This is a genomic window from Frigoribacterium sp. ACAM 257 (assembly GCF_007954365.1).
Lineage (GTDB): Bacteria > Actinomycetota > Actinomycetes > Actinomycetales > Microbacteriaceae > Frigoribacterium.
On the sequence record NZ_VOLO01000001.1, the window covers coordinates 896,798 to 921,582 of the forward strand.

A 24,785-nucleotide genomic window follows, 5' to 3' on the forward strand; every position below is an offset into this window, starting at 1 on the left:
TGTCGGCGAGGGGAGGAGGCGGCAGCGGCGGGAAGGAGGTCCGCGCGCGGACCCGCTGTGCCAGACTGGTGCCGATGACGACCATCGTACCGGCGCGTCCCCCCGGCGCGGTGAGCCTGGCCGACGTCCTCCCGTCCGTCCTGGCGGCCCTCACCGGCCGTGTCGGCTCCCTCCCCCTGCCTCCCGCCCGCTCGGCCGTCGTGCTGGTCGTCGACGGTCTTGGGTCAGCGAACGTCGGAGCCCGCCGCGGCCACGCCCGGCACCTCGGGAGCGTCTCGGGCAGCCTGTTCTCCGGCTTCCCGACGACCACCGCCTCCGCCCTGACGACCTTCACGACCGGTCGCCTGCCGGGTGAGCACGGCCTCGTCGGCTACTCGGTGCTCGACGCCGAGCGCGACCGCGTCGTCAAGCAGCTGTCCGGCTGGGACGCGGGCATGCGCCCGGACACCTGGCAGCTCAGCCGGACGGTGTTCCAGGAGGCCGCCGACCTGGGCGTCGCGAGCGCGGCCGTCGGCCCGGCGCGCTACGCCCGGTCGGGCCTCACGGAGGCGATCCTCCGGGGTGCCACCTACGAGGCTGCCGAGTCCGTGGCGGACAGGTTCCGTCGGGCACGCGACCTCGTCGCCGGCCCCGGGGCCGCGCTCGTCTACCTCTACGTGCCCGAGCTCGACATGATCGCTCACCGTCTCGGCTGGCAGAGCGACGAGTGGACGGCAGCCCTCGAGGAGGTGGACGGCGAGATCGGCAGGCTCGCCGCCGCCCTGGGGCCCGACGAGGGCCTCGTCGTGACGGCCGACCACGGCGTCCTCGACGTGGGGGAGCGAGGCCGCGTCGTCTTCGGCGACCGGGCCTCGCTCGTGGACGGCGTCCGGCACGTCGCGGGGGAGCCTCGCTGCCTCCAGCTGCACTTCGAGCCGGACGCGTCGCAGGCCGTGCGGGCCGCCACGCTGGCGGCGTGGCGCGAGACGGAATCGGACCGCGCCTGGGTCGTCACCCGGGAGGAGGCGGTGCAGGCCGGCTGGTTCGGGCCCGTCGACCCTGTGGTCGCCCCGCGCATCGGCGACGTGCTGGTCGCCGCCCGCAAGGGCGTCGTCTGGTACGACGGTCGCTCGACCGGAGGCCAGGCAGGGTCGATGATCGGCCAGCACGGCTCGTGGTCGAGCGACGAGACCCAGGTGCCCCTTCGCAGGTTCGGCGCCTTCGCCCGCTGACCCGGGGCTCGTGTGCTGCGGTGTCCTCGCTCAGGCCGGGTCGTCGTCCGATCGTGCGCCGAAGACGATCTCGTCCCAGCTCGGCATGGAGGCGCGGCCACGAGACTTCTTGGCGCCGCCCTGTCCGGGCACGACGCCGTCCGGTCCGGGCATCGCCGGGCGGCGGCCGCCGCGGAGCTGGCCGGTCGCGCGAGGGCGCTGGTCGCCGCTCGCCGAGGCCGGAGGACCGGACGGCAGGGACTGCGACCCCGTCTCGCCCTCGGGAAGGTCGAAGTCGTCGAGGGGCACGTCGATGACTCGGACGGAGCCGGCGGATCGGTCGTCGCGCGACGGGTCGTCCGGGAAACGGGCTGCCTCGCGTTCGCCTCGGCGGCGGCGCAGCGCCTCGAGCAGGTCGGCGGTCTGGGCGTGCGGGTCGCCGGCCGAGGCCTCTGGGTCGCGATTCGTCGCCGCGAGGGAGGCGGGGGAGCGGACGTCCTGCCGGGCGACCGCCGCGGGACGGTCATCACGGTGCGGGGCGTCGGCCGCCTCGTCGAGATGGTCCTCCTCGCTGCTCGTCCGCTCGACCAGGAACGCGCCGCTGTCGAAGCGCCCCGCCAGCGGCTCGTCGTCGTCTCGGCCCAGGCTCACGGCGCGCAGCCGAGGGACGAGGGGACCGACGTCGGCCGAGTGCTGCGAGAGGGCGCGAGCGTCGCCGGCGTGCGGGACGAGGGAGAGCGCCTTCGGGTCGAAGCGCCAGGCGGCGTCGCGCGAGACCTCCTGCGTCACGTACGAGACGGAGACGAGCCAGCCGTGCTCGGCGTCCCTGTAGCTGGTCCAGTGCCGGTCGGTCGCGTCGGCCGAGTCGAGACGGGACTCGATGACGCCGCCGAACGAGGACTGGTCCCCGTCGGGCTGGACGTCCGAGGCGACGGTGACCGCGACCCCGAGCGCCGTGCGGAGCGCGTGCGACCGCTCGGCGAGCACGGGGCCCTCGAAGCGTCGGACGTAGGCCAGGTCGGCACCCGTGCGCTCGGCCGCCTGCTCGGGCGAGAGGCCCGAGCGGATGAGCGACTGGATCTCGCGGGGCGGTGCCTTGCGCTCGACGGGGGCGCTGTCGGGGGCGGCGGCGCGCAGCTGCGACCTCAGCGACGGGGTGACGGGGAGCCGGTACTCGGCCCCGCCGTCGGCGGCGACGACGAGCGCTCCGCTCTCGACCCCGATGACCCTCAGATCCTGCATCTCGCACGCCTTTCCGCCGTCGTGTCCTGGCCAGAAGGGTCCCACGTCAGAGGCGTGTTCCCGGGAATGGAACGGGCGTGCCGCGAGTTCCTCCAGGGCGGCCGAGAGGCCCCTTCGGCGGGTTTGCTATTCGACAACGAGTGATGCAAACTGTGCCCGCCGAATTCGGTACACGAACTTCGGTACACGAACTATTGAAGAACTGGATGGGCATGGCCACCGACTACGACGCACCTCGCAAGAACGACGACGACGGCTCGGAGTCGATCGAGGGGCTCAAGGAGCGCACCCCCGACAAGACCACCGGAGTGATCGACGACGACGCGGACAACCCGGGCTCGTTCGAGCTGGCCGGCCAGGATCTCTCCGACCTCGACCTCGACGTCGTCGTCCTGCCCCCGCAGGTCGACGAGTTCACCTGCGTCGAGTGCTTCCTGGTGAAGCACCGCTCGCAGCTCGACCACGAGACCAAGCTCGGGGCTATCTGCCGGGAGTGCGCTGCCTGAGCGTCTCCAGGCGGCGGACGACCTCGTCGGGACGTCGCGTCGACACCAACCAGTAGGGTGCGGGATCCGTCCCGTCGGTGAGGGAGATCCGCACCACCGGCTTCACCCAGCCACGGAAGAGGGTCCAGGCTCGCGCGTCGAGCCCGGGCCCTCTCTGCTGTGTGGCCTCTGCTCCCGAGAAGCCGCGCACGTCCCCGATCTCGTAGGGGAACAGACGTGCGCGCCCCGCCGAGAACGCTTCGTCGTCGATGGTCAGCACCGGCGAGGTGACGACGAGGGCGATCACGATCGCGGCGTAGAAGAGGACGGCCACGACCACCCCGACCACCTGGTCGATGGGCAGGAAGACGAGCAGGGTCGCGGGCACCACCAGGGCGGTCGCGACGAAGACGGTGGCCGGCGGCGTGAGCCGTTCGCGGTACGGGTTCATGAGTCCATTCGACCAGACTTCTGCACTAGCCTCGACACGTGACCCCGACCCTCGACGTCCCCTTCACGGCCGACCGAGCCGGCGCCTCCTCGTCCCCTGACGACCGGGCACCCCGCTACGCGCACCCCGGCGACGCCGGCGCCGACCTGCTCTCGTCCGAGGCCCTGGTGCTCCGCGCGGGCCACCGGGCCCTGGTGGGCACGGGCGTCTCGATCGCCCTGCCCGAGGGCCACGCGGCGTTCGTCGTCCCGCGCAGCGGGCTCGCGGCCAAGCACGGCATCACCGTCGTCAACAGCCCCGGCACGGTCGACGCCGGCTACCGCGGCGAGATCAAGGTCACGCTCCTGAACACCGACCTCGAGTCGGACCACCAGATCGAGGTGGGCGACAAGATCGCCCAGCTCGTCGTCGTGCCCGTCGTCCGGGCCTCGTTCGTCCCCGTCGACGCGCTGCCCGAGAGCAGCCGGGGCACGGGCGGCTTCGGCTCCACGGGCTACGCACACACCACCGGAGGCACCGCATCATGAGGAAGTCGAAGCGCGAAGCGCAGCAGCTGGCCGAGATCGAGGTCGAGACCGCCGACCTGACCGACGTCGAGGTCGACATCGAGGCCCTGGACGACGCCGAGGTCGAGGTGTTCGACGACTCGAAGTCGGCGCCGGCCGACCGGGCCGACGAGGGCCCCCTCGACGAGACCGAGGCGAATCCCGTCCGCCCCTACGTCGACCTCGGCGGCGTGAAGATCGTCCCGCGCGACGGCCTGCACCTGCGGCTCGAGGTCGAGGAGGGCAGCAAGCGCGTCGTCGCCGTCGGCCTGGACTTCGCGAAGTCGACACTGCAGGTGCAGCCCTTCGCGGCACCCCGCACCACGGGGCTGTGGAACGAGATCCGCGAGCAGATCAGCGAGCAGATCCAGAAGCAGGGCGGCACGACCACCGAGGTGGACGGCCCCTTCGGCCCTGAGGTGCGAGCCGAGATCCCCCTGATGGGCGGCGACCCCGGCAGCACCCGCCTCGCCCGCTTCATCGGCGTCGACGGCCCACGGTGGTTCCTCCGCGGCGTGATCGCCGGCGACGCCACGGTCGACGACGAGGCGGCCGCCAAGATCGAGGAGCTCTTCCGCAGCATCGTCGTCGTCCGGGGCACCACCCCGATGCCGCCGCGCGAGCTCATCCCGCTCAGCATGCCCAAGCCGAGCGCGGTCGACGCGGCCGCGGGCCCCGCCGACCAGGCCTGACCCGATGGCCCAGGACGGGGCGACGGACCATCCCGGCGACGAGCCTCCGGCCCCTGGCGACCACCGTGCCGGCCCCGGCGACGAGTCGGTCCTGGACGATCCTCGCGTGTCGCTGGCCGCACAGCTGCGGGCGGCGGCGCAGAAGGCGGGGATCGGCCAGGTGGCTCCCGGTGAGGTCCCCACCGCGTCCGCGCTGCTCTCGGCCATCGGCGGCGTCCGCGGCCTCGCGGAGTCGATCGTCCCGGGACTCGGGTTCGTCGTCGTCTACACGATCACCGGAGAACTGCTCCCGTCCGTGCTGATCCCGGTCGCCCTCGCCGTCCTCTTCGTGCTCTCCCGGGCCGTCCAGCGCGGGCCGGTGGCGCAGGCCCTGGCCGGTGTGCTCGGCGTCGCCTTGTCCGCAGGCATAGCGCTGCTCAGCGGCCGGGCCGAGGGCAATTTCGTCCCCGGAGTCGTCATCAACGCGATCTCGCTCGTGGCGATGGTCGTCAGCATCGCAGTCCGCTGGCCGCTGGTGGGCGTCATCGTCGGCCTCCTGACGAACGAAGGAGGCGCGTGGCGGCAGGACCGCGCCAAGCGTCGTGTCCTCGTGCTCGTCACCTGGCTGTGGGCGGGGCTCTTCGCGGCTCGACTGGCGGTGCAGCTCCCGCTCCTGCTGAGCGGGCAGATCGCCGCTCTCGCCACGCTCAAGCTCCTCATGGGCGTGCCGCTCTACGCGGGCCTCCTCTGGGTCACGTGGCTGCTCGTCAGGACGGTGTACCGCGGCCGGGCCTCCGGCGACGACGCGGTCGACGCTCGGGGCCCCGTCAGCTAGCGCACCGCCTCCGGTGCTAGGTTTGTCTCGACATCAAGACAGTTCGACGACATGCGCCCCTGCACCGGTCGACGACTTAGGCTGACCTCGCTGGTGCGGTCCCTCGTCGTCGGGTCATGATGAGGGCGAAGTCCAGCAAGGGAGACGGCACGTGTCTGCAATCAACAGCTTCAGCTCGAAAGACGTCCTGACGGTCGGCGGCACCGACTACGAGGTCTACCGCATCGACGCGGTGGACGGCTCGCAGAAGTTGCCCTTCAGCCTCAAGGTCCTGCTCGAGAACCTGCTCCGCACCGAGGACGGCGCCAACGTCACGGGCGATCAGATCCGCGCCCTCGGCTCGTGGCAGCCGACGGCCGAGCCCGACACCGAGATCCAGTTCTCGCCGGCGCGCGTCGTCATGCAGGACTTCACGGGGGTGCCCTGCATCGTCGACCTCGCCACCATGCGCGAGGCGGTCTCGGCCCTGGGCGGCGACCCCACCAAGATCAACCCGCTCGCACCGGCCGAGCTCGTGATCGACCACTCGGTCATCGCCGACCTCTTCGGATCGGCCGACGCCCTCGAACGCAACGTCGACATCGAGTACGAGCGCAACGGCGAGCGGTACCAGTTCCTCCGCTGGGGCCAGACGGCCTTCGACGACTTCAAGGTCGTGCCGCCCGGCACCGGCATCGTGCACCAGGTAAACATCGAGTACCTGGCGCGTGTCACCTACAGCCGCGAGGTCGACGGCGTGCTCCAGGCGTATCCGGACACTCTTGTGGGCACCGACTCGCACACGACGATGGTCAACGGCCTCGGCGTGCTCGGCTGGGGTGTCGGCGGCATCGAGGCCGAGGCGGCCATGCTCGGCCAGCCCGTGTCGATGCTGATCCCGAAGGTGGTGGGATTCAAGCTCAGCGGGTCGATCCCGACCGGCGTCACGGCGACGGACGTCGTGCTGACGATCACGCAGCAGCTCCGTAGCCACGGAGTCGTCGGCAAGTTCGTCGAGTTCTACGGTGACGGCGTCGCCGAGGTCCCCCTCGCGAACCGCGCCACGATCGGCAACATGAGCCCCGAGTTCGGCTCCACCGCGGCGATCTTCCCCATCGACGACGTCACGCTCGACTACCTGCGGCTCACCGGCCGCAGCGACGCGCAGATCGAGCTCGTCGAGGAGTACGCCAAGCTCCAGGGCCTCTGGCACGACCCCTCGGTCGAGCCCGTCTTCAGCGAGTACCTCGAGCTCGACCTGGCGACCGTAGTCCCCTCGATCGCCGGCCCGAAGCGCCCTCAGGACCGCATCGAGCTGACGAACGCGAAGACCCAGTTCGGGGTCGACCTCGACAACTACGCCACGACCGACCACTCGATGGTCGACGCCGCCGTCGAGGGCACGTTCCCGGCCTCCGACCCCGTCGGCTTCACGGCCGAGGACGAAGACTCCTCGCACGCCCATTCGCACTCGCACACCTCGCATGCCCCGTCGACGGTGTCCAAGCCGACGCAGGTCGCCCTCGACGACGGATCGACCTTCACGCTCGACCACGGCGCGGTCGCCATCGCGGCCATCACGTCCTGCACGAACACGTCGAACCCGTCGGTGATGCTCGCGGCCGGCCTGCTCGCCCGCAATGCCAGCCAGAAGGGGCTGAAGGCCAAGCCGTGGGTCAAGACGACCCTCGCACCCGGCTCGAAGGTCGTGACCGACTACTACGAGAAGGCCGGCCTCACCAGCTACCTCGAAGACCTGGGCTTCTACACCGTCGGCTACGGCTGCACGACATGCATCGGCAACTCGGGGCCCTTGCTCGACGAGATCTCGACCGCCGTCCAGGACAACGACCTCGCCGTCACGGCCGTCCTCTCGGGCAACCGCAACTTCGAGGGCCGCATCAACCCCGACGTCAAGATGAACTACCTGGCGAGCCCGCCCTTGGTCATCGCGTACGCCCTGGCCGGGTCGATGAACTTCGACTTCGAGAACGACGCACTCGGCACGTCGTCCGACGGCAGCGACGTGTACCTGCGCGACATCTGGCCCGATGCGGCCGAGGTGCAGTCGACCATCGACTCGTCGATCGACACCGACATGTTCACGCACGAGTACGCCGGCGTGTTCGACGGCGACGAGCGCTGGCGGTCGCTGCCGACGCCCACGGGCGCGACCTTCGAGTGGGACCCGGAGTCGACCTACGTGCGGAAGCCCCCGTACTTCGAGGGCATGACGCTCGAGACGACCCCGGTGACGGACATCGTGGGCGCCCGCGTGCTCGCCAAGCTCGGCGACTCGGTCACGACCGACCACATCAGCCCTGCCGGCTCGATCAAGATGGACAGCCCTGCCGGCCACTACCTGGCCGAGCACGGCGTCGACCGCAAGGACTTCAACTCCTACGGCTCGCGTCGCGGCAACCACGAGATCATGATCCGCGGCACCTTCGCCAACATCCGGCTGCGCAACCAGCTGCTGGACGGCGTCGAGGGCGGCTACACGCGCGACTTCACGCAGGCCGACGCGCCCCAGTCGTTCATCTACGACGCGAGCGCCCGGTACCAGGAGCAGGGCACGCCCCTCGTCATCCTCGGCGGCAAGGAGTACGGCTCCGGCTCGTCGCGTGACTGGGCGGCCAAGGGCACGAGCCTCCTCGGCGTCAAAGCGGTCATCACCGAGAGCTTCGAGCGCATTCACCGCTCGAACCTGATCGGCATGGGCGTCGTCCCGCTGCAGTTCCCGGCGGGCGAGACCTGGGAGTCCCTGGGACTCGACGGCACCGAGTCCATCAGCATCCACGGGCTCGAGCAGCTGAACGAGGGCACGACGCCGAAGACCGTGCACGTGACCGCCGAGCCGACCGAGCACTCGGCCGACGGCGCCCGCACGATCGAGTTCGACGCCGTCGTCCGGATCGACACGCCGGGTGAGGCTGACTACTACCGCAACGGCGGCATCCTGCAGTACGTCCTGCGCAGCCTGGTCTAGCCGCACCCCGAGGCCCTCGACGTCGTGTCCGCACGTCGCCGGGGGCCTCCCGGCGTTCCCCGCGGTCCGCGCCTAAACTGAGGATCGCCGCCTCCGGGCTGCCGGAAAGGAAATCCCGATGAGCATCCTCGAGACGATCAAGGGTCCCCGCGACCTCGATCACCTCACCGACCAGCAGGTGATCGCGCTGGCCGCCGAGATCCGCCGCTTCCTCGTCACGGAGGTGTCCAAGACCGGCGGGCACCTGGGGCCCAACCTCGGCGTCGTCGAGCTCACGCTGGCGATGCACAGGGTCTTCGAGTCGCCGCGCGACGCGTTCGTCTTCGACACCGGCCACCAGTCGTACGTGCACAAGCTCGTCACCGGGCGGCAGGACTTCAGCGGGCTGCGCCTGCGCGGCGGCCTCGCCGGCTACCCGCAGCGCTCCGAGTCGGAGCACGACATCGTCGAGAGCTCGCACGCCTCCAGCAGCCTCTCGTGGGCCGACGGCATCTCGCGGGCGTTCCAGCTCACGGGGCAGTCGGACCGTCACGTCGTCGCGGTCGTGGGCGACGGCGCGCTGACCGGCGGCATGACGTGGGAGGCGCTGAACAACATCAGCGACGACAACGGTCGTCGTCTCATCATCGTCGTCAACGACAACGGCCGGTCATACGCGCCGACGATCGGCGGCATGGCGCGGTTCCTCAACACCGTCCGCACCCGCAGCACGTACCGCGACATGCACCGCGGATCCGAGGCCGTCTTCGACCACCTCGGGCACCCCGGCCGTGCCCTCTACCGCGGCGTGCGGGGCGGCCTGCACGGTTTCCTCAGCCGGTTCACGAACAACGAGGCCCTCTACTCGAACCTGGACATCAAGTACCTCGGCCCGGTCGACGGCCACGACCAGAAGGCGATGGAGGAGGCGCTCACCCAGGCGAAGGACTACGGGGCCCCCGTCATCGTCCACGCCATCACGGAGAAGGGGCGCGGCTACGACCCGGCCCGCGCCGACGTGGCCGACCAGTTCCACGCGGTCGGCCAGATCGACCCTGAGACGGGCGAGCCGCTCGAGACGACCAACGCCCCCTCGTGGACGAGCGTCTTCGCGGACGAGATCGTCTCGATCGCCGAGCGCGACGAGACCGTCGTGGGCATCACCGCGGCCATGCTCCGGCCGGTCGGGCTGCACAAGCTCGCCGAGCGCTTCCCGAGCCGCGTCCTCGACGTCGGCATCGCGGAGCAGCACGCCGTGACGAGCGCGGCGGGCCTGGCCTTCGGCGGCCTGCACCCGGTGGTCGCGCTCTACGCCACCTTCGTTAACCGTGCCTTCGACCAGGTCCTGATGGACGTCGGCCTGCACCGGGCGGGCGTGACGTTCGTCCTCGACCGGGCCGGCGTCACCGGCCCCGACGGCCCCAGCCACCACGGCATGTGGGACCTGGCGCTCCTCCAGATCGTCCCGCACATCCGCCTCGCCGCTCCTCGCGACGCGTCTCGGCTGCGGGAGGAGCTCCGCGAGGCCGTCGCCGTGACCGACGCTCCGACGGTGGTCCGCTTCTCGAAGGGCAGCGTCGGCACGGAGCACGAGGCCGAGTCGCGCCTCTCCGACGGCGTGGACGTGCTGGCGAGCGACGAGCGGCGCGACGTGCTGCTGGTCTGCGTGGGGCCGATGGCCACCGTCGGCCTCGACGTCGCCGAGCGCCTCGCGGCGCAGGGCATCGGGGCGACCGTCGTCGACCCGCGCTGGGTCGTGCCCGTGCCGCGGTCGATCATCGAGCTCGCCGCCGAGCACCGCCTCGTCGTCACCATCGAGGACGGCGTGCGCGTCGGCGGCATCGGCACCCGGGTCCGTCAGGACCTGCGCGAGGCCGGCGTCGACACCGCGCTCACCGAGCTCGGGCTCCCCGACGAGTTCCTGCAGCACGGCTCGCGTGCCGAGATCCTGGAGGAGGCGGGCCTCACGCCCCAGCACATCGCCCGGGACGTAGTGGCCCAGGTCCTCGGCAGCAAGATCCCCGTGGCCCGTCCGCTCGACGACGCATCGTCACGTCGGGTGGACGCGCAGCAGGACTGAGCGTCCGCGCACAGCACGATGAGGCAGGGCCTCGACGACCAGGTCGTCGAGGCCCTGCCTCGTGACGGGACGAGCGCCTCCTCGGCTGCCGCCGGGACGTCCGGCTCAGGCCGAGACGCGTGCCACGTGCTCCGGGCCGACGACGAGCGGGTCGTGGAACGTGCGTCCCCGCACCCGCTCGGAGGCGCCGACCCGGTCGAGGTAGGGCGTCACCCCGCCCATCTGGAACGGCCAGCCGGCGCCGAGGACCATGCACAGGTCGATGTCCTCCGCGGCGGCGACGACCCCGTCGTCGAGCATGCGGCCGACCTCGTCGGCGAGGCCGTCCTCGATGCGGCGCCGCAGCTCGTCGTCCGTGAGGGGAGTCCCCTCGCCGGCGACGAGCGCGACGGCCTTCTTGTCGAAGCCCTTGCGGCGGCCCTTGGCGTCGCGCTCGAAGACCCGGCCGTGCTCGGCGAGCAGGTGCAGGCCGTCGCTGGCGAAGAAGCGCTCGGGGAACGCCGCGTGGTGCGTGTCGAGCACGTGCGCCCCGACGGTGAGGCCGACGAGCTCGAGCAGCTCGAACGGGGTCATCGGGAGGCCGAACGGCGCGGTGGCCCGCTCGACCGTCTCGAAGGGCGTGCCCGTCTCGACCGCGTGCATGGCCTCGCCGAGCAGCTTGGCCAGGATGCGGTTCACCACGAAGCCAGGCGTGTCGGCGGTGATGACCGCGTTCTTGCGGAGCGCCGCCGCCGTGACCATCGCGGTGCTGAGGGTGGGGTCGTCGGTGGCCGGTGCCTTCACGACCTCGATCAGCGGCATGACCGCGACCGGGTTGAAGAAGTGGAAGCCCACGAGGCGTTCGGGGTGAGCGAGGCGGGCCCCGATCTGCTCGACGCTGAGCGAGGAGGTGTTCGTGGCCAGCACAGTGGTCTCCGAGACGACGGCCTCCACGTTCGCGAAGACCTGTTGCTTGACGCCCAGTTCTTCGAAGACGGCCTCGATCACCCAGTCGGCGTCGGCGAAGTCGGCGAGGTCGGTCGTGCCGGTCACGAGTGCGGTGAGCCGGTTCGACTCGTCGCCCGAGATGCGCCCCTTCTCGGCGAGCTGGAGGATCTCGCCGCGGATGCGCTCGACCCCGGCGTCGACACGGGCCTGGTCGATGTCGGTGATGACCACCGGGACCTGCAGCCGCCGGACGAAGAGCAGCGCGAACTGGCTGGCCATCAGGCCGGCCCCCACGACGCCGACCTTGCCGATCTTGCGGGCGACGTCGGGGGAGGGAGCCCCGGCCGGCTTCTTCGCCCGCTTCTGGACGAGGTCGAACGCGTACATGCTGGCGTGGAACTGGTCGCCCGAGACGAGCTCGGCCAGGGCCGCGTCCTCGGCGGCGAACCCCGTCGCGCGGTCCGTGTTGCGTGCCGCCTCGAGCAGGTCGAGGGCGACCCAGGGGGAGCGCGCGACCGTGCCGATCTTGGACTCGAGCGATTTGCGGGCGATCGAGATCGCGGCGCCCCACTTCACGGCGCGCTCGATCTTGCCGGGCACGTTCGGCCGGGCGACCTTCGTGCGACCCGCCACGACGCCGTCGGCCCAGCGGATCGAGTCCTCGAGGAACGCGGCCGGGCCGCACTCGACGTCCACGATGCCGAGCTCGAGGGCCTGCGCGGCCTTGAGGGTGCGGTTGTTCTTGAGCGGATTCTCGAGGACGACCTTGAGCGCGTTCTCGATCCCGATCAGGTTCGGCAGCAGCCAGGCGCCGCCCCACGCGGGGACGATACCGAGGAACACCTCGGGCAGGGCGATGGCCGCCGCGGACGAGTCGACCGTGCGGTAGTCGGCGTGCAGGGCTATCTCGAGCCCGCCTCCCAGGGCCAGGCCGTTCACGAAGACGAACGTCGGCACCCCGGCGTCGTGCAGCTTGCCGAGGGTCGAGTGGCCGAGGCGAGCCAGCTCGCGGGCCACGTCGCGGCTCGGGATCTGGCTGACCTTGCTGAGGTCCGCACCGGCCGCCAGGAAGTACGGCTTGCCGGTGACCGCGATGGCCTGGACCTCCCCACGGGAGGCGCGGGCCCGGAGGTCGTCCAGGGTCTCGGACAGCTCGACGAGCGTCGCGGGCCCCAGCGTGCTCGGTCGTTTGTGGTCGCGGCCGTTGTCGAGGGTGACGAGGGCGAGGACGCCGCCCGAGGGCAGCGGCACGTCGCGGACGAACGAGTGCGTCACCACCTCGTCGGCGCTGAGGGCGGTGAGCTGGTCGACTGCGCTGCTCACGATCGAGCCGCCTTCCGTGAGTAGTGGGGGTTCTCCCAGATGACGCTGCCGCCCTGGCCGAGGCCGACGCACATGGCCGTGAGCCCGTAACGGACCTCGGGGTGCTGCTCGAACTGGCGGGCCAGCTGGATCATCAGGCGGACGCCCGACGACGCGAGCGGGTGGCCCACGGCTATGGCGCCGCCCCAGGGGTTGACCCGGGGGTCGTCGTCGTCGACGCCGAAGTGGTCGAGCAGCGACAGCACCTGCACGGCGAAGGCCTCGTTCAGCTCGAACAGGCCGATGTCGTCGATCGTGAGCCCCGCCTTGCGGAGCGCCTTCTCGGTCGAGGGGACCGGACCGATGCCCATGATCTCGGGCTCGACGCCGGCGTAGGCGAAGCTGACGAGGCGCATCTTCACACCGAGGCCGAGCTCGTCGGCCGCGCCGCGGGAGGCGAGCAGGCTGACCGTCGCACCGTCGTTCAGCCCCGACGAGTTGCCGGCCGTGACCCGCCCATGGGGGCGGAACGGCGTACGGAGCCCGGCCAGCCCCTCCATCGTGGTCTCGGGGCGGGGAGCCTCGTCGCGCGTCGCCAGGCCCCAGCCCTCGGGCGTCTGCACCGCGACCGGCACGAGGTCCGGCTGGATGTGGCCCGCGTCGTAGGCGGCGGCGAGCTTCTGCTGGGACCGCAGGGCGAAGCGGTCGGAGCGCTCCTTGGTCAGCTGCGGGAACCGGTCGTGGATCCGCTCGGCGGTCGAGCCCATGTTGAGCGCATCGCCGCTGACCAGCTTCTCGGTGAGGAACCGGGGGTTGGGGTCGGCGGCGAAGCCCATCGGGTGCCGGCCCATGTGCTCGACGCCGCCCGCGAGGACGACGTCGTAGGCGCCGAACGCGATGCCGCCCGCGAGTGTCGTGACGCTCGTCATCGCGCCGGCGCACATGCGGTCGATCGCGAAGCCGGGCACCGACCGCGGGAGGCCCGCCAGGAGGGCTGTGGTGCGGCCGAGGGTCAGGCCCTGGTCGCCCTGCTGCGTCGTGGCCGCGATCGCGACGTCGTCGACGCGCTCGGGAGGCAGCGACGGATTGCGCTCGAGCAGGCCCTTCATGGCCTTCACGACCAGGTCGTCGGCCCTGGTTCCCCAGTACATGCCTTTTTCTCCGGCCCTGCCGAACGGGGTGCGTACCCCGTCGACGAAGACCACGTCTGTCGTGTCGGCCACAGTGCCTCCAGTGCTCGGAACTGCTCCGATCCTAGGGAGGGGCCTGCTGCCGGCGGAATCCTTCGCGGATTGCTACGAAGCGTCGGCGGGGTCGCTCTCGGGCTCTTGGTGGGCGTCGACAAACGCCTCGGCCAGTCGCTCGGCGACGGCGTCGACCTGCCACCGTCGAGCGCCGAGCTCGACGAGGGCTGCGGCGAGGGTCTCGGTGTCGAAGGGGATCGGCGGCTCCCAGCAGAGACGTCGCAGCAGCTCGGGCGTGAGCAGGTTCTCGACGGGCAGGTCGAGCCCCTCGGCGATTTCGGCCACCGCGGGGCGGGCGTGCCGGAGGCGCGCGTCGGCCATCGGGTTCTTGTCGGCCCAGCTGCGGGGCGGCGGCAGGGTGTCGCCGGCAGGACCACGGGACGAGGGCAGGTCGCGGGTGGCCATGCCGCGCTCGATCGCGGCCCACCAGCGGTCCAGCTCGCTCCGGCTGGCGCGGCCGACGAACTCCTTGAGCCCGGCGAGGGCGCGCTTGTCGGCGGGCTGCGCCTTGGTCGCGGCGACGAGCGACTGGTCGGGGACCAGGCGTCCCGCGGCCGTGTCGACCTGGCGTGCGTAGTCGTCCCGCGCCTGCCAGAGCTCGCGGGCCACCGCGAGCGACCGGGCCCCTCGGACGGTGTGCAGGCCGGTGAGGCGCCGCCAGGGCTCGGCCTTCGCCGGCTTCGCCTCGCGCGCCACGGTCGCGGCGAACTCCTCGCGGGCGATCTCGAGCTTGCCGTCGCGCTCGAGCAGCTCGGCCATCGCGTCGCGGAGGTCGACGAGGAGCTCGACGTCGAGGGCGGCATAGACGAGCCAGCTCTGCGGCAGCGGCCGGGTCGACCAGTCGGCCGCCGAGTGCTCCTTGGCGAGATGGACGCCGAGCAGCTGCTCGACCACGGCGCCCAGACCGACCTTGGGCAGGCCCGCGAGGCGGGCGCCGAGCTCGGTGTCGAAGACGAGGTCGGGGTCGAGTCCGACCTCGCGCAGGCACGCGAGATCTTGGCTGGCGGCGTGCAGCACCCACTCCTCATGGCCGATGACGGCCTGCAGCTCGTCGAACGAGCCGATCGCCGGCGGGTCGAACAGGAAGACCCCGCTGCCGCGACGGAACACCTGGATGAGGTAGGCGCGCTGGGAGTACCGGTAGCCGGAGGCGCGCTCGGCGTCGATCGAGACGGGTCCGTGCCCCGCGGCGATCGCCTCCACGGCCTCGAGGTACGCCTCACGGTCGCCGATGACGTGCACCTCGCCGTGCACCGAGTCGGCGGTCGCCGCACGGGGCGTGACGATCGTCGGAGCGACGGTGACGGCGGGGGAGGGGACCGACGACGCGTCGGCGGGGGATGACTCGGGTGTGGGGGTGCTCATGTCTCCGTCGTTCCGGGGTCAGTCGCGGCCCACGCGACGCGAGGCGAGGAGCGTGACGCCCTCGACGGTCGGGGGGAGGCCCGCGAGGGTGCAGATGAGCTCGCTCCACGCGGCGACGTGGGGGGCGAGGTCGGTGCTGGTGGGGGTCCACGAGGCGCGCAGCTCGAGCTGCGCCCCGTCGCCCTGGGCGGCGAGCTCGCCGTAGCCGGACGAGAGCACCTTCGTGGCGGTGCCCGACGCGGAGTGCCGGGAGGCTCCTCCTGCGTCGAGGGAGTCGACGAGCCACGACCACGCGACGTCCGCGACGAAGGGGTCGAGGGCGAGGTCGGTCTCGAGCGGGGCCTGCGCGAAGCAGACGACGCGGAAGACGCCGCCCCACGCCTCGGGCGCGCTCTCGTCGTACAGCAGGACGAAGCGCCCGGTGCCGAGCTCGGCGTCGGCGCGGCCGGACGCGCCCACGACGTCTCCGGCGAGCGCGAGGGCGTGCGGGGCCAGACCGCCGGGGGCGGGGATCTCGGTCACCGCGAGGTCGTCGCGCGAGAGCGCCTCGCGGACGGCGGCCGACGCGGCGGCGAACGCGGTCGGGACCGCGGGCGAGGAGGTGTCGGACACCTCAGCAGACTAGGCTCCGAGCCGGTTCACAGGCGGGCGGCACGCCGCAGGTGCCTCCGTGCAGCTGCGCGGTGCAGGTGCTCCGATCCGCCCCGTCCGTCCGGAGGTCTCGATGTCACGTCTCCCACGCCCTCGCCGCACCCGGGCGGCCGTCGCGGGCCTCGTCGTGTCGGTCTCCGTCGGGGGCACGGTCGTCGCCGCGTCCCTCGCGCTGGTCGCGGGCGTCGTCGCCATGGCCAGGAAGGTCGTCACGCCGGCCCGCCGACGGTCCGACGACGTCCGCGTGCTCGGGCACGACCCCGTCGCCGGGACCGTCACCCTCTCGGCCGACGCCGACACGCGCCTCCCCGGCCGCTACAGCTTCTGGTTCGACCACGGCAGGGGACACGCCCGCCTCGGCGAGGTCGTCGAGGAGGAGGGGCGGCGGGTCGTGCGCCGCGTCGAGGTCGTCGACGAGGGCGACCTGACCACGGCGAGGACGGGCCGCATCGGCGGCTGGCTGTGGCGGTCGCCGCGCGACGCTGGCCTCGCGGTGGAGGACGTCGAGGTCGACACGCCGGTCGGCCGCGCGCCGGCCTGGCTCGTGCCGGGGCCCGACGGCACCGAGGGGCCGTGGATGATCGGCGTGCACGGACGCGGCGTCACCCGGGCGGAGACCGTGCGCGCGGCTCCCGTGTTCCACCGCGCCGGGCTGACGTCGCTGCTCGTCTCGTACCGCAACGACACCGAGGCGCCCCGGTCCGCCGACGGCCGGTACGCGCTCGGCGACGCGGAGTGGACGGACGTCCAGGCGGCCATGCGCTGGGCGGTGGACCAGGGTGCGACGTCGATCGTGCTGATGGGCTGGTCGATGGGCGGCGCCACCGTGTTGCAGGCCGTCACCCGCGCCGAGCTGCGCGACCGCGTCGTCGGGATCGTGCTGGAGTCGCCCGTCGTCGACTGGCGCACCACTCTCCGGTACCAGGGCACGGCCATGCGCGTGCCGCGGGTGGTTCAGGAGCTGGCGATGCGCCTCCTGCAGTCTCCTCGGGCGTCACGGCTGAGCGGCAGGGCGGAGCCCCTCGACCTCGACCGGCTCGACCTGGTCGAGCGGGCCGGCGAGCTGCGCGTCCCCGTGCTGGTGCTGCACAGCGACGACGACGGCTTCGTGCCGTCGACGGCCTCGCACGCCCTCGCCGCCGCCCGGCCGGACATCGTGCAGCTCGAGGTGTTCGAGGTCGCCCGGCACACGAAGATCTGGAACTACGACCCCGAGCGCTTCGAGGCGGTCATCGCCGAGTGGCTGGGCCGTCTGCCACGAGCCAGCGTGCGTACAGGGCGCTCTGGTCGTCCATCATCAGCTGGCTGAGGGAGAGCCGCGACGGGTCGAACCGCTCCCGGCCGAAGACGGGCAGACCGCTGCCGATCACGACGGGCGAGGTCGAGAGGCAGAGCTCGTCGACGAGGCCGTCGTGCAGCAGCTGTCCGGCCAGCGAGGGGCCGCCCTCGCAGACGAGGGAGCGCAGGCCGTGGCTCCTGAGGCGGTCGACGAGAGTCGCCATGGCGACCTGCCCGTCGTCGTCGTCGACGACGAGCACGGCGGCCCGGGCCGCGACGTCGGGGCCGAGGGTCTCCGTGACCCGGTCGACCGCGGCGGCGGGGCATACGACGACGACACGGTCGGCGCGCTCGGGGTCCATCCGGTGCCCGCTCAGGTCGCCGCTCGCCGTGAGCACGACGAGCTGGGCGGAGCGGGGCACCCGGTACCCCTCGGCTCGGACGCTCGCGGCGCCCACGAGGACCCCGTCGGCGAGGTCGCGGATCGCGGCCAGCACGGCGCGGTCGTCGGCGTTGCTGAGCGTGTCGGAGGTGCCGTCCTCGCCGGCGGCGTCGCCGCTGACGGCCGTGATCAGGTTGAGGCGCAGCCAGTCGGCCGCAGGAGGCGCGTAGAGCTCTCGCAGACGCGCCCGCCCCTCGTCGGTGTCCGCCTCCACGACGGTGCCGAGCTCGGCGGCGACGTGGCCCTCGGCGCCTGCACCCGACGCCGGGGCAGGTACCGGGTGCAGCACCCGCAGGGTCACGCCGCGGACTTCTCTCGGACCTGGCGCTTCGCCCGCGCGAGCAGCGCCGTCATCCCCCGCACCCGGAGCGGGCTGACGGCGACGCCGAGGCCGATGGTCTGCGGGTAGTCGTCGGGGACGTCCTCGAGGACCTCGCGCACCGACAGGCCGCTCAGTCCCTGGGCCAGGATCGAGGCGAAGCCACGGGTGGTGGGCGCCTCGCGCGGAGCCGTCGCGTGCATCGTCACCACGTCGTCGGCGACCTCGACGAAGATGAACACGGGCGACTGGCACTCCTCCACGCGCTCGAGGAGGTCGGGGTGGCCCTCGTACTCGGCGGGCAGCGACGGGAGCTCGTTCGAGAACTCGAGCAGCAGCTGGAGCCGGTCCTTCACGTCGAGGGCGAGGAAGTCCTCCCGGGTCTCGGCGAGGACGCGGGGGAGCGCTCGGGGCTCGGAGGCCGACACCGCGCTCAGCGCCCCGGGACCGTGCCGGGCTCGACGCCCTGGACGATCGGCACGCGCACCGCGCTGCCCCACTCGGTCCACGAGCCGTCGTAGTTGCGGACGTTCTCGAACCCCATCAGGTGGTGCAGCACGAACCAGGTGTGGCTCGACCGCTCTCCGATGCGGCAGTACGCGACGACGTCGTCGCCCGCGGAGAGACCGGCGCCGTCGCGGTAGATCGCGTCGAGCTCGCCGAGGCTGCGGAAGCGGCCGTCCTCGGCCGCGGCCTTGCCCCACGGCACGTTCTGCGCGGACGGGATGTGCCCGGCGCGCAGCGCGCCCTCCTCGGGGTAGGCCGGGGCGGTCGTGCGCTCGCCCGAGTACTCCTCGGGGGAGCGGACGTCGATGAGCGGCGATCCGAGGTGCGCGAGCACGTCGTCCTTGTAGGCGCGGATGCGGCGGTCGTCCCGCTCGACGACGGGGTAGTCGGTCGGGACCGGCTCGGGGGCGTCGGTCGTGTACTCACGGCCCTCCGCCTCCCACGCCGCCCGGCCGCCGTCGAGCAGGCGCACGTCGTCGTGGCCGAAGAGGGAGAAGACCCACAGCGCGTAGGCGGCCCACCAGTTGTTCTTGTCGCCGTAGATCACGACGGTGCTGTCGCGCGCGATGCCGCTGCGGGACATCAGGGCGGCGAACGCCTCGCCGTCGACGTAGTCGCGCTGCACGGGGTCGTTCAGGTCGAGGTGCCAGTCGATCTTGACCGCGCCCGCGATGTGGCCGGTGTCCCAGAGGAGCACGTCCTCGTCGGACTCGACGACGACGAGGCCGGGCGTGCCCAGGTTCTGCTGCAGCCAGTCGGTGCTGACGAGGCGCTCGGGGTGGGCGTACTCGCTGAACCGTGCGGACGTGTCGTGCTCGACGACCATTGCTGTACCTCCTGGGTCGGCCCCGAGGGGCTGGGTGGCGCTGCGGGCTGGTGGTGCGGGGCTTGGGCGACGCTTCGGCGGGCGGTGCCGCCGGGGCGGCGGATAAGATCGCCGCGCGGCCCCGTCGAGGCTACGCACCCTCGGTGCGTGCCGACCGGGTCCCTCTGACTCTGACACATCTCGCGCCCCTGGCATTCCCCGGGGACGCCCGCCACGACGCCTGCGAGGTCGCACCGATGCCCACCGAACACGTGCCCGCCGGACCTCACCGCTCCGTGGTGTCGCTCGTCGACCGTGCCCCGACCATCACGGGTGCCGAGATCGTCGCCGAGCTCGTGCCGCCGCGCCAGTTCGCCGAGGCGTCCCTCGAGAACTACCGGCCCGACGACGCGTTCCCCTCCCAGGCCGAGGCGGTCCAGGCCGTCGCCTCCTTCTGGGCCTCCGCCGAGCGCCCGTCCCGGCGCGGGCTGTTCCGACGCCGTCCCGAGACCGAGGAGGCGCCTCCCGGCCTCTACCTCGACGGCGGCTTCGGCGTCGGCAAGACGCACCTGCTTGCCGCGGCGTACAACCGCGCGGCAGGTCGGCGCTACTTCGGCACCTTCATCGAGTACACCGCTCTCGTCGGCGCGGTCGGCTACGCGGGGGCGGCGAAGCAGCTCGAGGGCGCGGCGCTCGTCTGCATCGACGAGTTCGAGCTCGACGACCCGGGCGACACGATGATGATGACGCGTCTGCTCGGCGACCTCGCCGACGCCGGCACCCGGATCGCGGCGACCTCGAACACGCCGCCGGGAGCCCTCGGCGAGGGGCGCTTCGCCGCCGCGGACTTCCTGCGCGAGATCCAGGGGCTCTCCGACCGGTTCCGCACCCTGCGCATCGACGGGAACGACTACCGGCGCCGTGAGGTCGAGGCGCGGGCGCACGTCGTCGACGACCTGGACGCAGCCGTCGCTGCGGTCGCGGGCACCGCCTCCCTCGACGACTTCGGCGCCGCCGTGCAGCACTTGTCGACCGTGCACCCCAGTCGCTACGTCAAGCTCATCGGCGGCCTGGACGCCGTCGGGCTGCGCGAGGTCACGCCGCTCAGCAGCCAGACCGACGCCCTGCGCTTCGTCGCGTTCGTCGACCGTCTGTACGACGCCCAGGTGCGCGTGCTCGCGACCGGGACGCCCCTCGACGAGGTCTTCAGCGACGAGATGCTCGCGGGCGGCTACCGCAAGAAGTACCTCCGCGCGACGTCGCGGCTCGTCGCACTGACCTCTTCCTAGACCGCTCCGGACAGGTCAGGGGCGGCGTCCCTGCCGTCCCTGAGTCTCGGGAAACGCGTTGTTCACACGGGGCCGGATCCTGTTACATCGCCGAAACACGGGTGCACACGGTCCGAAACGAGGCGCCGCGACACTGGGGACCGCACCGCCCGAGCCCACAGCTCACAGCCCGCTCACCCTCGCGGACGGGTCGGGACCGGTGCGCCCCTGGCTCCCGAACTCGAGAGGTACCACCCATGGATCAAGGCAACACCGCGTTCATGCTGATCTGCGCAGCACTCGTGCTGCTCATGACGCCTGGACTGGCGTTCTTCTACGGAGGCCTCGTCAAGGCCAAGAGCGTCATCAGCATGATGATGCTCAGCTTCGGGGCGATGGGCCTCATCGGCGTCCTGTGGGTGCTGTACGGCTACGCGATCGCCTTCGGCAACCCGACCTCCATCCCCGGCGGCTCCGACGCGTTCGTCGGCATTCAGGGCTGGTTCGGCATCGACACCGCGTCGCTCGGCCTCGACTCCGCGTTCCAGGACAGCCTCGCCCCGGCCGGCGACTACCCGACGATCGCCTTCGCAGCCTTCCAGGCGACCTTCGCGATCATCACCGTCGCCCTCATCTCGGGCGCCATCGCGGACCGTGCCAAGTTCGGCGCGTGGATGATCTTCGCCGGGGTCTGGGCCACGGTCGTCTACTTCCCCGTGGCGAGCTGGGTCTTCAACTTCACCACCGACGACGACGGCAACGTGGTCGGCGGCTGGATCGCCGCCATGGGCGTCATCGACTTCGCGGGCGGCACGGCCGTCCACATCAACGCGGGTGCCGCTGCCCTCGCCCTGGCGCTCGTCCTCGGCAAGCGCGTCGGCTTCGCCAAGGGCGCCGACAAGCCGCACAACCCGCCCTTCGTGCTGCTGGGCGCCGGTCTGCTCTGGTTCGGCTGGTTCGGCTTCAACGCCGGCTCGGAGCTCGCCGCCGACGGCGTGGCCGCCCTCGCGTTCCTCAACACGATCGCCGCGCCCGCGGCCGCCGTCCTCGGCTGGCTCGTCGTCGAGAAGCTCAAGGACGGCAAGGCCACCTCGGTCGGCGCCGCTTCGGGCGCCGTCGCGGGCCTCGTCGCCATCACCCCGGCCTGCGCCGCGCTGACCCCCGGCTGGGCCGTCGTCCTCGGCGTCGTCGCCGGCGCCGTCTGCGCGCTCGCCATCGACCTCAAGTTCAAGCTCGGCTTCGACGACTCGCTCGACGTCGTCGGCATCCACCTCGTCGGCGGCCTCCTCGGAACGCTCTACCTGGGCATCTTCGCGAACGACACCGGCCTGATCTTCTCGGGCACGTTCACCCAGCTCGGGATCCAGGCGCTCTCGGCCGTGGCCGTCATGCTCTACTCGTTCGTGCTCGCCTTCGTCATCGGCTTCGCCATCGAGAAGACCATCGGCTTCCGCGTCAAGAACGAGGACGAGGTGGCCGGCATCGACCTCGCCCTGCACGGCGAGGAGGGCTACGTGCTCGAGAACGCGCGCGTCTAGCGCACCGCCTCGGCGCAGCTCGTCAGAACGGCCCCGGTCCTCGCGACCGGGGCCGTTCTGCGTGCCCGGCCGCCGTGCGTGCCGGGCCGTCGACACCCGCGGAAGCCGCGCGGACCCTCGTGAGCGCCGCAGGGTGTGCGCGGCTTCGAGGGGTGCCGGCAGCCGAGGAGGCGCGGGCCGAGCACCGGGGGAGCCGCCGGCAGCCCCCTGGACCAAGTCGGCGGACGACACGAGCTCGACGACGACACGAGTCCGCGTCCGGGAACGACGAAGGCCCCCGATCTCTCGGGGGCCTTCTGCGTGTGAGCGATACTGGGATCGAACCAGCGACCTCTTCCGTGTCAGGGAAGCGCGCTACCGCTGCGCCAATCGCTCATGCTTGTTCAGTTGTCTTCGTCTCGGGGAGACGAATCGATCATAGACCCAGAGGGTGGTCCATGGAGGTGGAGACGGGATTTGAACCCGCGTGAACGGCTTTGCAGGCCGGTGCCTCGCCTCTCGGCCACTCCACCACATGAGATACTCCCAGAAGGAGCCACCATCGGTGGACTCCCTCTGGTGAGCTTTACACTCGAGCGGATGACGAGATTCGAACTCGCGACCCTCACCTTGGCAAGGTGATGCGCTACCACTGCGCCACATCCGCATTTCGTTTCGCATTGCTGCGATGTTTCTTTTCGCATCGCTGCGATGTTTCTTTTCGCATCGCTGCGATGTTTCTTTCTTTTCGCATCGCTGCGAACAAGAAGAACACTACCCAGACCCTGGACAGAAAACAAATCGAGAGATGTTCGTGTCTTGGCCGCCTCCTCGACGCCTCGCCGGAGGTGCTGCCGGCCCCCTCGAATGGCGTCGGAGCCAGAAGATCCACTAGTATCGACGAGTCCCGATCAGGGGCGATTGGCGCAGTTGGTAGCGCGCTTCCTTCACACGGAAGAGGTCATCGGTTCGAGTCCGGTATCGCCCACCACGTTCTTCCTGTCATGTGACGGACCACGATCATGGCCTGACCCCGCTCCCCGTCGCCGTCCGTGCGCCCGGTCATCGTCGAACTCGCCCTCTGTCATGGCCCGCGGCCACGTCCGGAGGCCTCCGTCGCACCGATCACCACCCCGTACCCGTTCGACTCCGCCGAGCAGCAGGCCAGTGGGATCGACAACATGAGGATCATTCCGCTACGGTGTTGACCACTCCTAGAGGCCCGATGCGAGGACGCCACCCGACGGCGTCCGAGCGCCGCTGGACACCCGCAGCAGCCGGGTCCTCGTGTCACCTCGGCCCGAACCGAGACTGGGGGAGTCGCGGGCGCCGGCCCTCACCTGGCCGGCGCCCGTCCCCGCCGTTCGCCGGCAGCCGGGAGGATCGGCACCGGTCCACGTCGAGGACTCGGGGAGTGGCCTCGACGCGCAGGGCGACTTCGGCGCCGGCCAGCTGCACCGTGACCAGGTCGTCTGGCGGCACGGGTGGAGAGCCCCCCGCCTGACGCTGGCTTCCGGTGCTCGGGCACGCTCTCTTCCCACCGTCGGGCGGGCAGGTCCAGCACGACGCCGACAGGCCCCATCTCGTGCTGGTGGCGGTTCGCTCGTCGGCACCTCGGTGAAGGGCAGCGGCTCACCTCGTCGTCGAACGGTGCCAGGATCGGGGGATGCGCGCCGTCCAGTACGACCACTTCGGGTCCGCCCCGACCATCGTCGAGCTTCCCGACCCAGCAGCGCCGGCGGACGGCGTGGTCGTCAGGGTCGCTGCGACCGGGGTCTGCCGCAGCGACTGGCACGCCTGGAAGGGGCACGACGACTCGGTGCGGCTGCCACACGTCCCCGGGCACGAGTTCGCCGGCGTCGTCACCGCAGTGGGCGCGGACGTCACCCGGGTCTCCGTCGGCGACCGCGTCACCGCGCCGTTCGTCTTCGCGTGCGGCACGTGCGGCGAGTGCCGGGCGGGGGCGACCCAGGTGTGCACCCGCCAGGAGCAGCCGGGCTTCACCCTGCCCGGCTCCTGGGCCGAGTCCCTGGTCGTCCCGCACGCCGACGTCAACGTCGTCGCACTGCCGGACGCCGTCGGGTTCGCGGCCGCCGCCGCACTCGGCTGCCGCTTCGGGACGGCGTACCACGCGCTCCACGAGCGGGCCAGGGTGAGCTCGGGTGAGCAGGTCGCCGTCTTCGGCTGCGGCGGGGTCGGCCTCTCGGCGATCACCGTGGCCGTCGCGGCCGGTGCCCGCGTCGTCGCCGTCGACATCTCGCCCGCGGCGCTCGAGCGGGCTGCCGCCCTCGGCGCCGACGTCGTCCCGATGGACGACCAGGCCGTCGACACGGTCAGGGACCTCACCGGAGGCGGTGCGCACGTCGCCCTCGACGCCTACGGCAGCCGCGCCACGTCCGCCGCCTCGGTCCGCTCGCTCAGGCCTCGGGGTCGGCACGTCCAGGTGGGGCTGCTCCTCGACGACGAAGCCGCCCCCGTCATCCCGATGGGCCGGGTCATCGCCGACGAGCTCGAGCTGCTGGGCAGCCACGGCATCTCGATCGGCGAGTACGCCGCCATGATCGCCGACGTCGTCGCTGGCCGTCTGCGGCCCGAGGAGTCGATCGGGCTGACGATCGGCTTCGAGGACCTGCCGAGCGCCTTGGCCTCCATGGACCGCCCGGCGGCCACCGCCGGGATGACGGTGGCCGTCTGGTGACCGGTCGGGCCTGCGA

At 71.8% G+C, this 24,785-nt stretch carries 20 protein-coding genes and 4 tRNA genes; 12 read left to right on the forward strand and 12 right to left on the reverse strand.

Features of this window, described 5'->3' with window-relative positions:
- The first annotated feature begins 74 nt into the window (after positions 1-74).
- Entirely contained in the window at positions 75-1,211 is a 1,137-nt protein-coding gene (locus ES689_RS04125) for an alkaline phosphatase family protein (protein WP_146900543.1), read from the forward strand.
- 30 nt (positions 1,212-1,241) lie between these two features.
- Here ES689_RS04125 and sepH read toward each other — a convergent pair whose 3' ends face one another.
- The gene (sepH, locus tag ES689_RS04130) at positions 1,242-2,432 is read right to left on the reverse strand and encodes a septation protein SepH (protein WP_146900546.1); all 1,191 of its coding nucleotides are present in this window, start codon (positions 2,430-2,432) and stop codon (positions 1,242-1,244) included.
- A 212-nt stretch (positions 2,433-2,644) separates the two neighbouring features.
- Between sepH and ES689_RS04135 the strand changes: the two genes are divergently transcribed.
- On the forward strand, positions 2,645-2,938 hold the full coding sequence (locus ES689_RS04135) for a DUF4193 domain-containing protein (RefSeq protein ID WP_123547235.1): 294 nt from the start codon (positions 2,645-2,647) through the stop codon (positions 2,936-2,938).
- On the opposite strand, the gene ES689_RS04140 is transcribed toward ES689_RS04135, so the two are convergent.
- Complete coding sequence (locus ES689_RS04140) at positions 2,913-3,368, reverse strand: DUF3093 domain-containing protein (RefSeq protein ID WP_146900549.1); 456 nt, start codon at positions 3,366-3,368, stop codon at positions 2,913-2,915. The genes ES689_RS04135 and ES689_RS04140 overlap by 26 nt on opposite strands.
- Positions 3,369-3,406: 38 nt before the next feature.
- On the opposite strand from ES689_RS04140, the gene dut reads away from it, so the two are divergent.
- From dut to dxs, 5 genes are all read left to right on the forward strand, one after another.
- Positions 3,407-3,895, forward strand: a complete 489-nt coding sequence (gene dut, locus ES689_RS04145) for a dUTP diphosphatase (RefSeq protein WP_146900552.1) — start codon at positions 3,407-3,409, stop codon at positions 3,893-3,895.
- Positions 3,892-4,605, forward strand: coding sequence for a DUF3710 domain-containing protein (locus ES689_RS04150; protein ID WP_146900555.1), 714 nt, complete (start codon positions 3,892-3,894; stop codon positions 4,603-4,605). The genes dut and ES689_RS04150 overlap by 4 nt, the downstream gene beginning before the upstream one ends.
- A gap of 106 nt (positions 4,606-4,711) precedes the next feature.
- Complete coding sequence (locus ES689_RS04155; RefSeq protein WP_223269366.1) at positions 4,712-5,419, forward strand: DUF3159 domain-containing protein; 708 nt, start codon at positions 4,712-4,714, stop codon at positions 5,417-5,419.
- A gap of 151 nt (positions 5,420-5,570) precedes the next feature.
- The gene (acnA, locus tag ES689_RS04160) at positions 5,571-8,387 is read left to right on the forward strand and encodes an aconitate hydratase AcnA (protein ID WP_146900561.1); all 2,817 of its coding nucleotides are present in this window, start codon (positions 5,571-5,573) and stop codon (positions 8,385-8,387) included.
- Between the two features lie 118 nt (positions 8,388-8,505).
- The gene (dxs, locus tag ES689_RS04165; RefSeq protein WP_146900564.1) at positions 8,506-10,446 is read left to right on the forward strand and encodes a 1-deoxy-D-xylulose-5-phosphate synthase; all 1,941 of its coding nucleotides are present in this window, start codon (positions 8,506-8,508) and stop codon (positions 10,444-10,446) included.
- A gap of 105 nt (positions 10,447-10,551) precedes the next feature.
- On the opposite strand, the gene ES689_RS04170 is transcribed toward dxs, so the two are convergent.
- The 4 genes from ES689_RS04170 to ES689_RS04185 all read right to left on the reverse strand — a co-directional run bounded on the left by ES689_RS04170 (position 10,552) and on the right by ES689_RS04185 (position 15,896).
- Entirely contained in the window at positions 10,552-12,696 is a 2,145-nt protein-coding gene (locus ES689_RS04170) for a 3-hydroxyacyl-CoA dehydrogenase NAD-binding domain-containing protein (RefSeq protein WP_191330170.1), read from the reverse strand.
- The gene (locus ES689_RS04175) at positions 12,693-13,898 is read right to left on the reverse strand and encodes a thiolase family protein (RefSeq protein WP_146900567.1); all 1,206 of its coding nucleotides are present in this window, start codon (positions 13,896-13,898) and stop codon (positions 12,693-12,695) included. The genes ES689_RS04170 and ES689_RS04175 overlap by 4 nt, the downstream gene beginning before the upstream one ends.
- Before the next feature lie 72 nt (positions 13,899-13,970).
- Positions 13,971-15,284, reverse strand: coding sequence for an HRDC domain-containing protein (locus ES689_RS04180; RefSeq protein WP_146900569.1), 1,314 nt, complete (start codon positions 15,282-15,284; stop codon positions 13,971-13,973).
- A gap of 18 nt (positions 15,285-15,302) precedes the next feature.
- Positions 15,303-15,896, reverse strand: a complete 594-nt coding sequence (locus ES689_RS04185; protein WP_146900572.1) for a DUF3000 domain-containing protein — start codon at positions 15,894-15,896, stop codon at positions 15,303-15,305.
- A gap of 112 nt (positions 15,897-16,008) precedes the next feature.
- Here ES689_RS04185 and ES689_RS04190 point away from each other — a divergent pair, with 112 nt between their 5' ends.
- Entirely contained in the window at positions 16,009-17,244 is a 1,236-nt protein-coding gene (locus ES689_RS04190) for a S9 family peptidase (protein ID WP_223269367.1), read from the forward strand.
- Here the strand turns inward: ES689_RS04190 and ES689_RS04195 are convergent.
- Genes ES689_RS04195 through ES689_RS04205 form a run of 3 tightly spaced genes read right to left on the reverse strand, consistent with a single transcriptional unit; the run spans position 17,165 to position 19,307 of the window.
- Entirely contained in the window at positions 17,165-17,956 is a 792-nt protein-coding gene (locus ES689_RS04195) for a dihydrofolate reductase family protein (RefSeq protein WP_146900575.1), read from the reverse strand. The genes ES689_RS04190 and ES689_RS04195 overlap by 80 nt on opposite strands.
- Positions 17,953-18,402, reverse strand: coding sequence for a SufE family protein (locus tag ES689_RS04200; protein ID WP_146900578.1), 450 nt, complete (start codon positions 18,400-18,402; stop codon positions 17,953-17,955). Before ES689_RS04200 ends, ES689_RS04195 begins: the two co-directional genes overlap by 4 nt.
- 5 nt (positions 18,403-18,407) lie before the next feature.
- Positions 18,408-19,307, reverse strand: coding sequence for a sulfurtransferase (locus tag ES689_RS04205; protein ID WP_146900580.1), 900 nt, complete (start codon positions 19,305-19,307; stop codon positions 18,408-18,410).
- A gap of 236 nt (positions 19,308-19,543) precedes the next feature.
- Between ES689_RS04205 and zapE the strand changes: the two genes are divergently transcribed.
- Positions 19,544-20,575: a cell division protein ZapE gene (gene zapE, locus ES689_RS04210; protein ID WP_146900583.1), complete on the forward strand. Its 1,032-nt coding sequence runs from the start codon at positions 19,544-19,546 to the stop codon at positions 20,573-20,575.
- Positions 20,576-20,811: 236 nt separating this feature from the next.
- Positions 20,812-22,092: an ammonium transporter gene (locus ES689_RS04215; protein WP_146900586.1), complete on the forward strand. Its 1,281-nt coding sequence runs from the start codon at positions 20,812-20,814 to the stop codon at positions 22,090-22,092.
- Positions 22,093-22,395: 303 nt separating this feature from the next.
- On the opposite strand, the gene ES689_RS04220 is transcribed toward ES689_RS04215, so the two are convergent.
- From ES689_RS04220 to ES689_RS04230, 3 genes are all read right to left on the reverse strand, one after another.
- Positions 22,396-22,467: transfer RNA gene (locus ES689_RS04220), tRNA-Val, on the reverse strand.
- A 63-nt stretch (positions 22,468-22,530) separates the two neighbouring features.
- Positions 22,531-22,604 (reverse strand) — tRNA-Cys (locus ES689_RS04225).
- 62 nt (positions 22,605-22,666) lie between these two features.
- A tRNA-Gly gene (locus ES689_RS04230) sits at positions 22,667-22,738 on the reverse strand.
- A gap of 248 nt (positions 22,739-22,986) precedes the next feature.
- Between ES689_RS04230 and ES689_RS04235 the strand changes: the two genes are divergently transcribed.
- Positions 22,987-23,062 (forward strand) — tRNA-Val (locus ES689_RS04235).
- Positions 23,063-23,737: 675 nt separating this feature from the next.
- The gene (locus tag ES689_RS04240; RefSeq protein WP_146900589.1) at positions 23,738-24,769 is read left to right on the forward strand and encodes an alcohol dehydrogenase catalytic domain-containing protein; all 1,032 of its coding nucleotides are present in this window, start codon (positions 23,738-23,740) and stop codon (positions 24,767-24,769) included.
- Positions 24,770-24,785 lie beyond the last annotated feature (16 nt).

Coding starts and splice junctions, on each gene's coding strand:
- ES689_RS04125 (WP_146900543.1), top strand. CDS start 75: ATGACGACCATCGTACCGGCGCGTCCCCCCGGCGCGGTGAGCCTGGCC.
- sepH (WP_146900546.1), bottom strand. CDS start 2,432: ATGCAGGATCTGAGGGTCATCGGGGTCGAGAGCGGAGCGCTCGTCGTC.
- ES689_RS04135 (WP_123547235.1), top strand. CDS start 2,645: ATGGCCACCGACTACGACGCACCTCGCAAGAACGACGACGACGGCTCG.
- ES689_RS04140 (WP_146900549.1), bottom strand. CDS start 3,368: ATGAACCCGTACCGCGAACGGCTCACGCCGCCGGCCACCGTCTTCGTC.
- ES689_RS04150 (WP_146900555.1), top strand. CDS start 3,892: ATGAGGAAGTCGAAGCGCGAAGCGCAGCAGCTGGCCGAGATCGAGGTC.
- dxs (WP_146900564.1), top strand. CDS start 8,506: ATGAGCATCCTCGAGACGATCAAGGGTCCCCGCGACCTCGATCACCTC.
- ES689_RS04180 (WP_146900569.1), bottom strand. CDS start 15,284: ATGAGCACCCCCACACCCGAGTCATCCCCCGCCGACGCGTCGTCGGTC.
- ES689_RS04190 (WP_223269367.1), top strand. CDS start 16,009: ATGTCACGTCTCCCACGCCCTCGCCGCACCCGGGCGGCCGTCGCGGGC.
- ES689_RS04205 (WP_146900580.1), bottom strand. CDS start 19,307: ATGGTCGTCGAGCACGACACGTCCGCACGGTTCAGCGAGTACGCCCAC.
- zapE (WP_146900583.1), top strand. CDS start 19,544: ATGCCCACCGAACACGTGCCCGCCGGACCTCACCGCTCCGTGGTGTCG.
- ES689_RS04215 (WP_146900586.1), top strand. CDS start 20,812: ATGGATCAAGGCAACACCGCGTTCATGCTGATCTGCGCAGCACTCGTG.
- ES689_RS04240 (WP_146900589.1), top strand. CDS start 23,738: ATGCGCGCCGTCCAGTACGACCACTTCGGGTCCGCCCCGACCATCGTC.